A 14368-nucleotide genomic window follows, 5' to 3' on the forward strand; every position below is an offset into this window, starting at 1 on the left:
ACATTCTGGTAACCTGTGCGCGGCCCCGGGGGTGAACGGCGGGGTTCAAACGGGAAAGAGAATGGATATTAAGCAACTCAAGTATTTGATCGCGCTCGATCAGACGCGCCATTTTGGCCAGGCGGCGGCGGCCTGTCATATTACCCAGCCGACGCTCTCCATGCGCATTCGTAACCTGGAAGAGGAGCTGAACCTGACGCTGATCCAGCGCGGCCAACGCTTTGAAGGTTTTACCCCAGAGGGAGAGCGGATCCTGGCCTGGGCGCGGGCGGTGCTGGCCGCTCATGACGGCCTGGCGGCAGAGGCGGCCATCTGTCGCGGGCAGATGGTCGGCCAGCTGCGGGTCGGTATGGTGCCGCTGGCGAGCCTCAATCCGATGCAGTTGATTAGACCCCTGGCGGAGAAATATCCGGCGCTGCAGTTCAGCCTGTTGTCGATGACCTCGGAGCAGATTATCGATGGCGTCAGCCGTAATCAGCTGGATCTGGGGATCTGTTATCTGCAGCATCTGGATGAAGGTCAGTTCAAGATTGCTCGCTTGCCGCAAACCCGGATGGGGCTCCTGCACGATAAACGCCATTTCGACTTCAGCGCCGGGACGCCGGGATGGGAGACGCTGGCGACGCTGCCCCTCGGCTTTCTGACCAAGGGGATGTATTACCGGGAATCGATTGAAATCAGCTTTAAGGCCAAAGGGCTAACGCCGAGGTATGTCTTTGAAAGTGATTCGACGTTTCAGATTATCCAGGCGGTGCAGGCGGGGATCTGCTGCGCCATTATGCCGCTTAACAACGGCCTCGAAGCGCTAAGCGATAATCTTGAAATTCTGCCGATCGCCGAAACCCATGTTGATTCACAGCTGGCGCTGATTATGCGCCAGCAGGAACCAGTCTCGACCCTGGCGGAAAAATGCTTCGCCGAGGCGCAGGGGATATTTGGCTGAGGCCGGGCCGCCGACCTGGCGGCTTGTCACTAAAATGCCTAAACGCCCCTCTGATGGGAAAGTGTCAATATAGCCCCGGTGATGCTGGACCGTTGGTAAAAGTGGTATTGCGGCGCCGCTTAATGCTGTCCAGAAGTTACAAGCCTTAATGACAATATTTTATCCCTTCTGCAGTACACATCACAAATATTAACTATGGCAACAGTCGTCATTCACTTAACAAGTAGGGAAACCGTATGGATATGGAAGCAACCGTCATGGAACTCATCATTAACGCCGGTGAGTCCCGCAGTCTGGCGATGCAGGCGCTGCAAGCCGCCAGAAAAGGAGTGTGGCAGGACGTTGATAGGCTGATGCAGGACGCCGCAGATGCCGCAAAACGCGCGCATGATGTACAAACCATGCTTATCGGTATGGATGAGGGCTGTGGCAAAGTACCGGTTAATCTTATTCTGGTACATGCCCAGGATCATATAATGACCTCTATGCTTGCGCGGGAGTTGATCGCGGAGCTTATTGAGGTTCAGCGCCAGCTGCAACATCGCAACTGATAAAATATGTCGCCGCCGGCACCCTCGGCGGCGACCGCCATCAGATATTCTCCAGACGAATGCCCCGCGTTCTCGGGCCGAAGATCCCCACCGACAGCATCACCATCAGCATACTGACGACGATAAAGCTAATTACTCCCGGCGTGCCGGCGTATTGCAGAATAATGCCGATCAGAATGCTGGTCACCGCGGTCGAGAGCCGGCTGAACGAGTAGCAGAAGCCGACGGCGCGGGCGCGAATATGGGTCGGAAAGACCTCGGCCTGGTAGGCGTGGTAGCTGATGGTCAGCCAGGCGTTGGACCAGGTGATCATAAACCCGCAGATCACCAGCAGAATCGGGTTGTTTTGCAGAGCGAACAGGGTGCCGAAGATAACGGTCATCAGCGCGGAGAGGACAATCTGCCACTTGTTTTCAAAGCGATGCACGAAGCGGGTGCAGAACAGGCAGCCCAGCGGATAGGCGAGGGTGATAAAGAAGGCGTACAGCAGGCTATGGGTGATGCTGGCGCCCTGACCGGAGAGCAGCGCCGGCAGCCAGTTGCCAAAGCCGAAGAAACCGATCGCCTGGAAGAAGTTCATCACCATCAGCATCAGGGTGCGCTGCCGATACTGCGGCGCCCAGATTTCGCGGAAGGTGCCGCGTTTGACGACGCTCTGTGCCGCATGCGCATGCTTCGGCGACGGCGTCAGGCCGCAGCGGGCTTCCATCTCACACATCACCGTATGCGCGTCATCATGCCGCCCTTTGCTTTCCAGCCAGCGGGCTGACTCCGGTAGCTTTTTGCGGATAAACCAGATCGCCAGTGAGAACAGTGCGCCAAAGATGATCACCCAGCGCCAGCCGCTGAGGCCGAACAGGGTGGTCGGCACCAGCATCCAGGACATCAGCGCCACCGCCGGAACCGAGAGGAACTGGATGAAGAAGGCAAAGGCAAAGGCTTTATTGCGCAGATGGGTTGGCACCCATTCGCTGAGATAGGTATCAATGGTCACCAGCTCAATGCCGAGGCCGATCCCCACCAGAAAGCGGAAGAAGATCACCCCTTCAGCGCTACTCTGCGTCGCCATCAGCAGCGAAAAAAGACCGTACCAGGCGAGCGCCACCATAAAGGTCAGGCGGCGGCCCAGTTTGTCCGCCAGCGGCGCCAGCAGACTGGCGCCGATAAACAGCCCCATAAAGGTGGCGGAGGCGAAGGCCGCCTGGTCGGCGATGCCGAAGATGCCCGCCTGTCCGGTGTGGAAAATGCCCTCCGCCAGCAGGCCCGCGCTGATATACCCGGTCTGGAAGAGATCGTAGAGCTCAAAGAAGCCGCCAAGTGAGAGCAGGGTAATAAACGACCATAACCCAAATGAGGCGGGCAGCGCATCAATGCGTCCGGTTAAGCTGGCGTGCGGTTGTCCTGGCGAAGCATAGGGCGTTTCGCCGAGAACCTGGGTGGTAGACATGGTGTTGTGTTCCTCAGGAAGAATGGTTTGCCTGCTAATGTTAATTGATTGTTAATAGTTTTAAATTTTTAATCCTTAGCCTTAGCGACATTCTTTAGCGTAAGATCGCGCTGGGGAGACATAAAGATGATATTCATGCTGGTTTTCGCCGCATCCCAGCGACGGAATTGAAGTAAATCACCGCTGACGGCATTTTAGTCGCCTGGCGATGTCACGCTACGCAGGACCCGCGAAAGACAAACTAAACGAATCGTCACCGGCGGCGTTTTCGTGCTTTACCCATCATTACCCCGGGCTATAATGTGCCCACTTTTATTCAGGAGTCATACGTTGGACAGTCACCCTTATTGCGATTTTCCGGCAAGCTAACGCGATCATTTCGCTGCTTGCCATCCCGGCGGGCAGCAATCTCTCAGTTCCGGATTGCCTCCCTCAATAATTTATGCGCCATTGAGCGCGAGAGGCAGCGTTATGTTTATGTTTTCCAGACCCTTATTTCCTCCACCATCATCCACCCGCTAATCGCCCGGCGCGGCTGAGCGCTACATCTGTAATTTTTGGCTTTCTGTTTTCTGGAGGAAGGCGCGATGGTATTTCCTTATATGACACATTTACTCGCGGCAATGTTGTTGGGGGCGCTGATCGGCGCGGAAAGACAGTGGCGACAACGTATGGCCGGTTTACGCACCAATGCCCTGGTGGCCACCGGCGCGGCGGTGTTTATTCTCAGCGCGATGTCGGCCTCGCCGGACAGCCCGGGGCGTATTGCAGCGCAGATCGTCTCCGGTATCGGCTTCCTTGGGGCAGGGGTGATTATGCGTGATGGCATGAACGTCCGCGGCCTCAATACCGCCGCCACGCTGTGGTGTTCGGCCGGGATCGGCGTACTCTGCGGCCTGGGACAGTTCTGGAACGCGACGGCGGCTACGCTGATTATTCTGTGCGCCAATATCCTGCTGCGCGAGGCGGCGCAGCGCATTCATGCCTTGCCGGGGGCCGGTGACGAAGAGAAACGCTATGTCTTACGCGTCACCTGTCTGCGCGAACATGAAAATGCCGTGCGTCAGCTGTTGCTGAATATTGCGCAGCAGCAGCGGTTTACCCTGCAGGGATTGCAGTCGGCGGCGGCGGACACCGCGGACCATCTGGAGATTTGCGCGCAGCTGATTAGCCATAAGCAGCACCAAAAAACGCTGGCGCAAATTATGGCGCAGATGGGCGTTCAGCAGAACGTCACATCGGTGCACTGGCGTGTCGGAGAGGCGTAGGGGCTGGCGGCGGAGCAGCGGAAATGGCCGCTCGTCGCGCGATTCGCCATCCCGCGGGAAAGCGGCTAGAATGGCCTCCTCGCAGGAGGTTATAAGAATGTTAAATAATGGATGTGTACCCTCGGAATCTGGTCCCACAGAGGTGACGGCTGATTTTCGTTTTACCCGCGTGATGGCCGAGCAGGCGGCGCGGGCGCGTCTGACGCTGGACGACGATCAGCTGTCACTCATCGCCCGCCTTGACGCCCTCGGTCAGCAGTTGGTGTCCACGACAGGCAGGCCGCAGGGGGTGTACGTCTGGGGACGTACCGGGCGAGGGAAAAGCTTTATCCTCGACCACTTTTTCGCCAGCCTGCCGCTCGCCGCCAGGCGGCGGGTCCATTTTCATCACTTCTTCCGCGAACTGCACCAGCGGCTGAATGCCCCCGGAGCGCCCGACCTGCAGACGGTGATGAGGCAGATGACATCCGGTTGCCGCCTGCTATGCTTCGACGAATTTCATCTGCACGACCCCGGCGACGCCATGCTGATTAAAGCCTTGCTGGAACACCTCTTTCAACACGGTATCGTGCTGCTGGCCACCTCAAACTACCCGCCGGAGATGCTGCTGCCCAATCCGCTGTATCACGATCGCTTTTTACCGTCGATCGCGCTGATCCGCGCCCATCTAACGGTGGTGGCGCTGAACGGCGAGGAGGATTATCGCGAACGGCATCTGAGCCAGGATAACGCCTTCTGCAGCGGGCGGATGTGGGTTAATCCGAATGCACAACAGCGTCAGCTGTATGACCTGCCGTCGCTGCCTGGCGAACCGGTTTCGCTGACGGTAGGCTATCGCACGCTGCTGGCGGCCGCGGCGTCGCCCGCGTTGCTGCACTTCACCTTTACCCAGCTTTGTCAGGCCGCCACGGCGGTGATGGACTATCTGACGCTCTGCGAAAGCTATGCCGTCTGGCTACTGGACGAGGTGCCGCCATTGGCTACGGTGGGGCCGGCGGCCCAGCAGCGCTTTATCAATGTGATTGATGTGCTGTATGAAAAGCAGATCCGCCTGCTGCTGGTGACCCGCTGCGACCTGGAGACGCTGGTGGCAGGGGTGGAACTGGAGGATATTCAACGAACGCGGAGTCGCCTGCAACAGCTGCCGCGGGCGGTATAAGGAAAACGCCCCGGCGGGAGCCGGGGCGAGAGGATTACAGATCGAAGCGGTCGAGGTTCATCACCTTGGTCCAGGCGGCAACGAAGTCATGCACCAGCTTCTGCTGCCCGTCGGCGCAGGCGTACACTTCCGCCAGGGCGCGCAGTACCGAGTTGGAGCCAAACACCAGATCCACGCGGGTGGCGCTGTACTTCGCTTCGCCGGTTTTACGGTCGCTGCCGGTAAACAGCTCCGCGTTATCATCGGCCGTTTTCCAGACGGTAGCCATATCAAGCAGATTGACGAAGAAGTCATTGCTGAGCACGCCGACGCGGTCGGTAAACACCCCGTGTTTGCTGCCGTCGTAGTTCGCGCCCAGTACGCGCAAGCCACCGACCAGCACGGTCATTTCCGGGGCGGTTAGCGTCAGCTGCTGCGCTTTATCGATCAGCAGGGTTTCCGTCGAGACACCGCCTTCGATACGGCGATAGTTGCGGAAGCCATCCGCCAGCGGCTGCAGCAGATCAAACGACTCGACGTCGGTCTGCTCAGGCAGAGCGTCGACGCGGCCTGGGGTAAACGGCACATTGACGCTGACGCCGGCGGCAGCGGCCGCCTGCTCAACGCCGACCACGCCGGCCAGCACGATAATATCGGCCAGCGACGCTTTGCCGGAGGCGCGCTGGATCGCCTGCAGGGTCGGCAGCACCCGGCTGGCGATGGCGTTAACCGGCCAGTCTTTCTGCGGGGCCAGCGCCAGACGCGCGCCGTTAGCGCCGCCGCGTTTATCGCCGCCGCGGAAGGTGGAGGCGGACGCCCAGGCGACCGAGACCAGCTCACTGACCGACAGGCCGGCGCCGGCGATGGCGGTTTTCAGGCTGGCGATATCTTCCGCGCTCGGCTGATGGGTCGCTGCCGGCAGCGGATCCTGCCAAATCAGATCTTCTTTCGGCACTTCCGGCCCGAGGTAACGGGATTTTGGCCCCATATCACGGTGGGTCAGCTTGAACCACGCCCGGGCGAACGCCTCGTTAAAGGCCTGCGGATCGTTGAGGAAGCGGCGGGAGATTTTTTCAAACTCCGGGTCGAAGCGCAGGGTCAGGTCGGTGACCAGCATGGTCGGTTTGCGCTTTTTCTCCGGGTTAAACGGATCCGGGATAATCTCCGGCGCGTCTTTGGCTTCGAACTGGATCGCGCCAGCCGGGCTGCGGGTCTGCACCCATTCGTATTTGAACAGGTTTTCGAAAAAGTAGTTGCTCCACTGGGTGGGCGTCTGCGTCCAGACCACTTCCAGACCGGAGGTGATGGCGTCCGCGCCTGCGCCGCTGCCGTAGCTGGAGTGCCAGCCCAGACCCTGCGCTTCCAGCGGCGCGGCTTCCGGCTCGGCGCCGACGTGGCTGGTTTCTGCGGCGCCGTGGGTTTTGCCCAGCGTATGGCCGCCGGCGATCAGCGCGACGATCTCTTCATCGTCCATCGCCATATTGCCGAAGGTGGCGCGAATGGCCGCCGCGGCGGACAGCGGCTCGCCGCTGGCGTTCGGACCTTCCGGGTTGACATAAATCAGACCCATTTCGGTGGCGCCGATGGCCTGTTTCGCCAGGCTTTCCGGATGACGGTGGGCCAGCCACTCTTTCTCATCGCCCCAGTCGACGTCGAGATCCGGTTCCCAGACGTCTTCGCGACCGGCGCCAAAGCCAAAGGTGCGGAAGCCGGCGTTTTCCAGAGCGACGTTACCCGCCAGCATGTAAAGGTCGGCCCAGGAGATTTTCTGGCCATATTTCTGTTTCACCGGCCACAGCAGACGGCGGGCCTTATCGAGGCTGACGTTGTCAGGCCAGGAGTTCAGGGGGGCAAAGCGCTGCTGTCCACGACCTGCGCCGCCGCGACCGTCAACGGTGCGGTAGGTGCCGGCGCCGTGCCAGGCCATACGAATAAACAAGCCAATATAGCTACCCCAGTCTGCCGGCCACCACTCTTGCGAATCGGTCAGCAGCGCTCTGAGATCAGCCTTCAGCGCGGAGTAATCGAGCTTTTTAAACTCTTCCCTGTAGTTAAAATTCTCACCCAACGGGTTGGAGCGATTGGAGTGCTGGTTTAACAGATCGACACGCAGCTGGTTCGGCCACCAGTCGCGGTTGGCGGTGCCGCTGCCGGCGCTCTGTTTTGGCGTCTCGGCGTGGAAAGGGCACTTCCCGGCGGATGCATTGTTGGATGGGTCGTTAGACGTGCTCATATCAGGCTCCGTTTGCTTTTGTGAATGCCGTTACGATATACACTGCTACCAATAAGCGATATTTGAATGAATCTACGGATTTAATAGCTATTTCCGTTCAATGAAGGGTTAGGCAACCCCCTGGTGGGACCGTGTCGGCCTGGAGATTGAGATTAACCTCATTAGTAACCATAGCCGTAACGAGGCGGCAAAGGAAACGATTCGCGTCAAGCTGGGCGAAGGAATGCTAATTGTTTGAGATATGACAAGTTTTACTACGAATCTCGCATTAGCGCTGCCAGTAGGGCGGCGATCCAAACACGTCGGCAAAATAGTCAATCACTGTCCGCACGTTGAGAGAGGGATGGCGGGTATAAGGATAAATCGCCGCGATATACGATGGCGTGTGGCTGATGGCCGCCGAATAGCGATCCATCAGCGTGACTAATGTCCCGTTGTGCAGCGCCCCGCTGACCATCCAGTCGGGAAATAACACGATCCCCATCCCGCCGATGGCTGAAGTGAGCAGGGCATCGGCATTGTTCGAGGTCATGAGCGGGGTCAACGGATAGTGCACCCATGCCTCTTCGCGCTGGCGAAACAGCCAGCGGTTGGCTCCCTGCGAACCGCCATACACCAGCGTGCGATGTTGATGCAATGCCTCCGGCGAAGTCGGGCTGCCGTACCGTGAAACATACTCCGGGGAGGCGGTCAGGTAATAGCGCTGGCTGCCAAACACTCTGGCGTGATAGCCCGCGTCCGGCAGGCTGCTGATGCGAAAAAGGATATCCGTCGCATCGCGATGGGGATCGATAAAATCGTCGGTCAGCATCAGGTCAAACTGCAGTTTGGGATGCCGGGCCGCCAGTTCCGGAAGCCAGGGGGCGATATGACGCTGACCAAAATAGACCGGCGCATTGATCCGCACCAGTCCGCCGGGGACCTGTGCCCGATCCTGTAACGCCCGTTGCGCGTCGGCGTACTGTCCCAGCAGTTCGCGGGCGGACGCTGCGAAAAAGCGTCCTGCTTCGGTCGGTACCACGGCACGGGTGTTGCGGTAGAACAGCTGCTGCCCGAGGGCATCTTCCAGCTGCTGGATGGTTCGCGAGATCAGCGAGGGAGAGACCCCTTCGCGGCGGGCCACTACGGAAAAACTCTGGTTATCGTAAACCGCGATGAAAAGCTGAAGGGCGCGAAAATCGACGCTGCTGGCATCGGCCATCTGTGCAATTCCTGCAATAGTGTTTTCTGCATTATACCGTTTATCGCATCAGCACGCTGTTTTATCCTCAGCCGCCTGTTGTACAGAGGAGGCGCAGTAATGGCGTTATTATTCATTTTATTAGTGATTGCCGGCGGCATGGGATTATCGGTCGAGGCCGGCCTGCTGGGGCCGCTGGCGAGCCAGATGGGGGATCTGTGGGCAACCATGAGCATCTTTGGGATTGGCGCAGTGTTAACCTTTTTTCTGATGCTCTTTTTCAGCCCGCGTAGCAGCCCGTCGTTCTTTTCTCTGCCCGGCTGGCAACTCACCGGTGGTCTGTTGGGAGCGGGGTACGTGGTGATCTTGACCGTGGCGACGCCGGTGATTGGTATTGCCATGACCATGATCGGCATCCTGGCGGGTCAGGTGGCGAAAAGCCTGGCGATCGACCATTACGGGTTATTCGGCAGCCCACGGCGCAAAATCGATCCGCGGCGCGCCATGGCGCTGATGTTGATTATGGCGGCGTTACTGCTGGTGGCTCTGGGTTAAGGAGGGGAAATGGATACGATAGTGATCATTCTGGCACTGTGCGGCGGCGCATTGCTTAGCGTCCAGGCGGCGATAAATGGCCGTCTTGGCAGCCAGGTGGGGGTGCTGCGCAGCGCCTTTTTAACCTTCGCCACCGGCGCGCTGGTGACGGGATTGCTGATCCTGTTTTTTGCTCCAGCGACGTCGGTAAACCTGCTACAGGTGCCTAAGTGGCAGCTGCTGGGCGCTTTTTGCGGCGTGCCCTACATCGTCATTATGGTGCTGGCGGTGCAGCGGATAGGCACCGCTACGGCTACCGTGGCGGTGATCTTTGGCCAGCTGACGATGAGCCTGCTGATCGACAACTTTGGCTGGCTGGGCAATAGCACGATGGCGTTCTCGCCGGCGCGACTGGCGGCGGTGATATGTCTGGCCCTCGCGCTGTACTTAATCTACACCTCAGGGAAGTCGGCTACCTCCCACGAGGCGGCCCGCGCAGAACAGTGAGCTGCGCCGACGCGTCGGGCATCGTGAATATAGCCTGACGCGTCACGGGCAAGGTTAAGAATAACGATCCCTCTAACATGCTGAAACATTTCTGCCAGATCATTAGCAACCTTTCAGTAGGGCTGGCGCTGCGATAAGGCTATGCTTCCCGGCCGTTACGCCGTTGGCTTTTCCAGTGATTCAGGTGATGTACCGCTAATGCCCCTTTTGAGAGATGAAATTCGCGACCACTCCGCGGAAGAGATGCTGTTTATCCGCCGGGCCGCAATTGCTTTTCTGCTGGTGGTGGTCTGCTTTGGCGTGCTGATCGTTAACCTCTACCATCTGCAGGTGGAGCAGCATGATTTTTACCAGACCCGGTCAAACCAGAACGACATCAAAATGCTGCCCATCGCCCCCAGCCGCGGGCTGATATTCGATCGCAACGGCATTCCGCTGGTGCAGAATATCACCCTGTATCGCCTGCAGGTGATCCCGAGCAAAATTCCCGATATGGCCGCGCTGTTGCAGCAGCTGACGCCTATCGTCGACCTGACGCCGGACGACATCGCCAGCTTTCGCGACGATATGCACCACACCAGCCGCTACAAAGCGGTCACCCTCAAGTCAGACCTCAGCGATGTGGAGGTGGCCCGCTTCGCGGTCAACGAATTCCGTTTCCCCGGCGTGACGGTGGAGAGCTACCAACAACGGGAATACCCCTACGGCGCAGAGCTGGCGCACGTGGTGGGCTATGTGTCGAAAATCAACGACAGCGATCTGCAGCGGCTGGCGAAAAACGGCGAAGAGGAGAACTACGCCGCCGACCGCAATATCGGTAAGCAGGGCATCGAGGGCTATTATGAAAAAGCGCTCCACGGCACCACCGGCTATCAGGAAGTGGAGGTGGATAACCACGGCCGGGTGGTGCGTCTACTGAAAGAGGTGCCGCCGGTGGCCGGAAAAAACCTCTATCTGACTCTCGACCTTCATCTCCAGCAGTACATTGAGTCGGTGCTGAAGGGACAGCGGGCGGCAGTAGTGGTGGTCGACCCGCGGGATGGCGGCGTGCTGGCGATGGTCTCCAGCCCCAGCTACGATCCTAATCCGTTCGTCAAAGGCATTGGCTATCAGGCCTATAAATCGCTGCTCGATAATCCGGACCGGCCGCTGATCAACCGCGTCACCCAGGGGCTGTATCCCCCGGCCTCGACGGTGAAGCCCTATATGGCGCTGTCGGCGCTCTCCGCAGGGGTCATCACCCCGAACACCACCTTCTTCGGCGCGCCGACGTGGACGCTGCCGGGCACGCAACGCCGCTACCGCGACTGGCTGAAGACCGGCCACGGCATGCTCAACGTGACTAAAGCCATCGAAGAGTCGGCTGACACCTTTTTCTATCAGGTCGCCTTCGAGATGGGCATTGACCGGATCCATGAATGGCTGAGCAAGTTCGGCTACGGCCAGTCCACCGGCATCGACCTTAATGAGGAGTACGCCGGGGTGCTGCCCAGCCGGGAGTGGAAACAGCGGGTGCATAAAAAGCCCTGGTATCAGGGGGACACCATCTCGGTCGGCATCGGCCAGGGGTACTGGATCGCCACCCCGATCCAGATGGTGAAGGCGCTTACCACTCTGCTGAACAATGGTAAAGTACAGGATCCGCATCTGCTCTATTCGATGAAGCAGGGCAACCATGTGGAACGTTATCAGCAGCCGGCGAACCTGCCGCAGGTGGGTGACCCGAAATCCCCGTACTGGGGCATTGTGCGCAACGGCATGTATGGGATGGCGAATCAGCCCAACGGCACCGGCTATAAGCTGTTTCATACTGCGCCGTATCAGATCGCGGCGAAGTCCGGGACCTCGCAGGTCTTTAGCCTGAAGCAAAACCAGACCTATAACGCCAAAATGATCCCGGTGCGTCTGCGCGACCATATCTTCTACACCCTGTTTGCCCCTTATCAGCATCCGAAGGTGGCGATGGCGCTGATTCTGGAGAACGGCGGCGGGGATGGGGTGGTAGCCGGACCGACGGCGCGCGCCATCCTGGACCATATTTTTGTCCCGCAGCAGGCATCTTCGGCGGCAGCCGATGTGCCGCAGCGTGATAGCGCCGATGCCCAGTAAGCGACAGGACTTATTCCGCAGGCGCATCGTCCATAGTAATTGGTTATTTGTCCCATCGTCTTCCCGGCGGCATAGTGTTTTACGGGAACATGACCCGGAGCGAGGAGAAAAGGTGACACGTAACCGATTACTGCTGGTCCAGACCGGCACGCCGCCGACGGCCATTCGCCAGGCGCATGGCGATCTGCCGCGCTGGTTTCGCACGCTGCTGGCGCCGTGGCAGACGCAGCTCACCACGGTGCGGGTGTTTGAAGATGAACCGCTGCCGACGCCGGATAACCAGACCATAGCGGTGCTAACCGGCTCGTGGGCGATGGTAACCGATCGTCTGGCGTGGAGCGAACGGACCGCCGACTGGATCCGGCAGGCGGTGGCTATCCACATGCCGCTGTTCGGCGTTTGTTATGGTCATCAGCTGATGGCCCATGCCCTGGGGGGCGAGGTGGCGTATCATCCTGGCGGGCGGGAAAGCGGCAGCCAAACCATTACGCTGTCGCCATGGGGTATCGATGATCCGCTGCTGATCGGCCTGCCGGCCACATTTCCTGCGCATCTGAGCCATTTGCAAACCGTGACTCGTCTGCCGGAAGGGGCCACGGTGCTGGCCGCGTCCTCCCACGATCCCCACCAGATTGTGCGCTATGGGCCGCACGCGGTCTCTACGCAATTTCACCCGGAATTTACCGCGCCGATAGCCCGTTCGCTGATCCGCTACCGGGAGGCGGTGCTGCAGGCGGAAGGTATTGACGCGCAGCGGTTACACGACGAGGTGCAGGAGAGCCCGCAGGGCGCGGCGATCCTTACGCGCTTCGTCAGCGCCTTTCTGACCCCGGATGCCCCCGGCCATTAATCCCCTGTCGTGAATAGCACCTGCCAGCGGCGACGCCGGCGGGTCATTTCGCGTGCCAGATCGGCCACCTCTGCAAAGCGCAGCGCGTCAACCGCCTGCGGCGTTAGCTCTGGTAAACCATACTCCTGACGCAGGGCGGACAGCGCCCGCGCCTCTGGCGGCCTCCTGGCGCGGGTCTGAGCGGCCAGGCGCTGCTGTAGCGGTCTGAAGGTCGCCTCATCCATGGGGGCCAGCTGGCGCAGAAAGTCTTTACCACAGCGCAGCAATTCCCCGGCGAGGCGATCCGGGGACTGGAGCGCCATCAGCAGCCCGTCGCGATCGGCGACCCGCTGATAGCGGCAGCTCACCACATAGCCAATCTGCTGCTCCACCCGCAGGCGCTGGAAAAATAGCGGCTCACAATGCTGCGCCAGCAGCCGCAGGGCCGCCAGCGAGGCGCCATCCGGCAGCGGAATGAAGACCAGCAGCGCCGTATCGCCTCCCGGATAAACCAGACGTTCGACGCCGCGGCGGCAGGGCGCCGGAGCGGGCATCGGCGGATTAACCGGGGCGGTAATCAGGCTCAGCTGACGCGCTACCCACTGCGCATCTTCTGCGCTGCCGCCGGCCAGGGCCGCCAGCCAACCTTTCTGATGCCCGGATGTACCCAGCCGTTCGGGGAGTTGAGCCATGAGATGACGGATAGCGATACTTTCCGGCGGTGGGGTCAGCGAGGCGACCGGGAGCGCGAGCTGCCGCAGGATGGCCTGCAGGATCGCCTCCGGCCGTCGGCCGGGCTCCGGCAGCTGGAGGGTCAACTGCCAGCTGCCGTCGAACAGATGCCACTCGCCGTGTCCCCCGGCATGGCGCAGGGCGGCAAGCAGTGGGCGCAGCTGTTCCCCACGCGCCAGCCCCTCGGCCTGATCGGGCGAGCAGTAGAAGGGCGGTCGCAGCAGGAGCCTCGGCGGCTCTCCCGGTGACGGGAGGTGGAGCAGCGGCGCGGCTTTCTCCGGGCATTTGGCAACGAGATCGCCAGCGGCCTGCGGATAAAAAGCGAACGCCAGCGCCGGGTCAGACTCAGGGCGGCGGCGCCAGCGGCTAAGCGGCAGGCTAAAGCCCTGGGTGGCAACAGGCTCCCCTGGGGAAACGGTCTGACAGGCCAGGCTGACCGACGGGGCGGCCTGCAGGGCGGAGCAAAAATCGGCGAACCCGGCGGGCGGCGCGCCGGGGGCAAAGCCGAATGCCCGCTGGCGCAGCTGATCGAGAGGCGACAGCGCCTGAAAGCGGCGGCGGGATAGCTGATAGTAGTGTAGCTGCTGCTCAGGCGTCGTTTGCTGTAGCGCCTGCAGCCAGTGGGTTATCTGCCGGTCGACCTCTTCCGGCCGGTCGCTGGCGAAGACCAGCGCCAGCCAGCCGAGGTGCCGATCCTGATACAGCCAGTTCAGCGCCACATCCCCGGCCAGCCGGCGCTGGCGCAGGCCGGCCATCAGGCTGCCGGGGGCTTCATCCAGCAAAAACTCGCGCAGTAACGTGACGTTGTCACTTAAAGCGATCAGCGGGCAGCGCCACAGCGCGGGCTGGCTGGAGACCGCCAGCTGCAGTGCAGTGAACTCGCCCAGGCGCAGCGGC

The 14368-nt window shown here is 60.3% G+C and carries 12 protein-coding genes; 8 read left to right on the forward strand and 4 right to left on the reverse strand.

Features of this window, described 5'->3' with window-relative positions:
* Window positions 1-61: 61 nt before the first annotated feature.
* Both RRF55_RS12445 and RRF55_RS12450 read left to right on the forward strand, forming a co-directional pair.
* Window positions 62-943, forward strand: a complete 882-nt coding sequence (locus tag RRF55_RS12445) for a LysR family transcriptional regulator (protein WP_023328574.1) — start codon at window positions 62-64, stop codon at window positions 941-943.
* A 236-nt stretch (window positions 944-1179) separates the two neighbouring features.
* On the forward strand, window positions 1180-1494 hold the full coding sequence (locus tag RRF55_RS12450; protein ID WP_004180041.1) for a PTS lactose/cellobiose transporter subunit IIA: 315 nt from the start codon (window positions 1180-1182) through the stop codon (window positions 1492-1494).
* A gap of 40 nt (window positions 1495-1534) precedes the next feature.
* Here RRF55_RS12450 and RRF55_RS12455 read toward each other — a convergent pair whose 3' ends face one another.
* Window positions 1535-2941 carry an MFS transporter gene (locus tag RRF55_RS12455; protein WP_004180040.1) on the reverse strand — a complete coding sequence of 469 codons (1407 nt, stop codon included), beginning with the start codon at window positions 2939-2941 and terminating at the stop codon, window positions 1535-1537.
* Between the two features lie 587 nt (window positions 2942-3528).
* Between RRF55_RS12455 and RRF55_RS12460 the strand changes: the two genes are divergently transcribed.
* Together RRF55_RS12460 and zapE are read left to right on the forward strand one after the other, a co-directional pair.
* A complete protein-coding gene (locus RRF55_RS12460) occupies window positions 3529-4209 on the forward strand; it encodes an MgtC family protein (RefSeq protein ID WP_002906011.1) in 681 nt (226 codons plus the stop codon).
* A 97-nt stretch (window positions 4210-4306) separates the two neighbouring features.
* Entirely contained in the window at window positions 4307-5368 is a 1062-nt protein-coding gene (gene zapE / locus RRF55_RS12465) for a cell division protein ZapE (protein WP_004153572.1), read from the forward strand.
* Between the two features lie 34 nt (window positions 5369-5402).
* On the opposite strand, the gene katG is transcribed toward zapE, so the two are convergent.
* Window positions 5403-7580 carry a catalase/peroxidase HPI gene (gene katG, locus RRF55_RS12470; RefSeq protein WP_009485840.1) on the reverse strand — a complete coding sequence of 726 codons (2178 nt, stop codon included), beginning with the start codon at window positions 7578-7580 and terminating at the stop codon, window positions 5403-5405.
* 268 nt (window positions 7581-7848) lie between these two features.
* Complete coding sequence (locus tag RRF55_RS12475) at window positions 7849-8781, reverse strand: LysR family transcriptional regulator (protein WP_016530119.1); 933 nt, start codon at window positions 8779-8781, stop codon at window positions 7849-7851.
* A gap of 99 nt (window positions 8782-8880) precedes the next feature.
* Here RRF55_RS12475 and RRF55_RS12480 point away from each other — a divergent pair, with 99 nt between their 5' ends.
* The 4 genes from RRF55_RS12480 to RRF55_RS12495 all read left to right on the forward strand — a co-directional run bounded on the left by RRF55_RS12480 (window position 8881) and on the right by RRF55_RS12495 (window position 12760).
* A complete protein-coding gene (locus tag RRF55_RS12480; protein ID WP_083565212.1) occupies window positions 8881-9315 on the forward strand; it encodes a DMT family transporter in 435 nt (144 codons plus the stop codon).
* 9 nt (window positions 9316-9324) lie between these two features.
* The gene (locus tag RRF55_RS12485; RefSeq protein ID WP_004143692.1) at window positions 9325-9801 is read left to right on the forward strand and encodes a DMT family transporter; all 477 of its coding nucleotides are present in this window, start codon (window positions 9325-9327) and stop codon (window positions 9799-9801) included.
* 198 nt (window positions 9802-9999) lie between these two features.
* Entirely contained in the window at window positions 10000-11910 is a 1911-nt protein-coding gene (mrdA, locus tag RRF55_RS12490; RefSeq protein ID WP_016946773.1) for a penicillin-binding protein 2, read from the forward strand.
* A gap of 112 nt (window positions 11911-12022) precedes the next feature.
* On the forward strand, window positions 12023-12760 hold the full coding sequence (locus RRF55_RS12495; protein WP_016831591.1) for a glutamine amidotransferase: 738 nt from the start codon (window positions 12023-12025) through the stop codon (window positions 12758-12760).
* On the opposite strand, the gene pqqF is transcribed toward RRF55_RS12495, so the two are convergent.
* The coding region (gene pqqF, locus RRF55_RS12500; RefSeq protein WP_439419131.1) for a pyrroloquinoline quinone biosynthesis protein PqqF at window positions 12757-14368 on the reverse strand (1612 nt) is incomplete at its 5' end. The genes RRF55_RS12495 and pqqF overlap by 4 nt on opposite strands.

Source organism: Klebsiella sp. K47 (assembly GCF_051858335.1).
In the GTDB taxonomy this organism is placed as follows: domain Bacteria; phylum Pseudomonadota; class Gammaproteobacteria; order Enterobacterales; family Enterobacteriaceae; genus Klebsiella; species Klebsiella pneumoniae.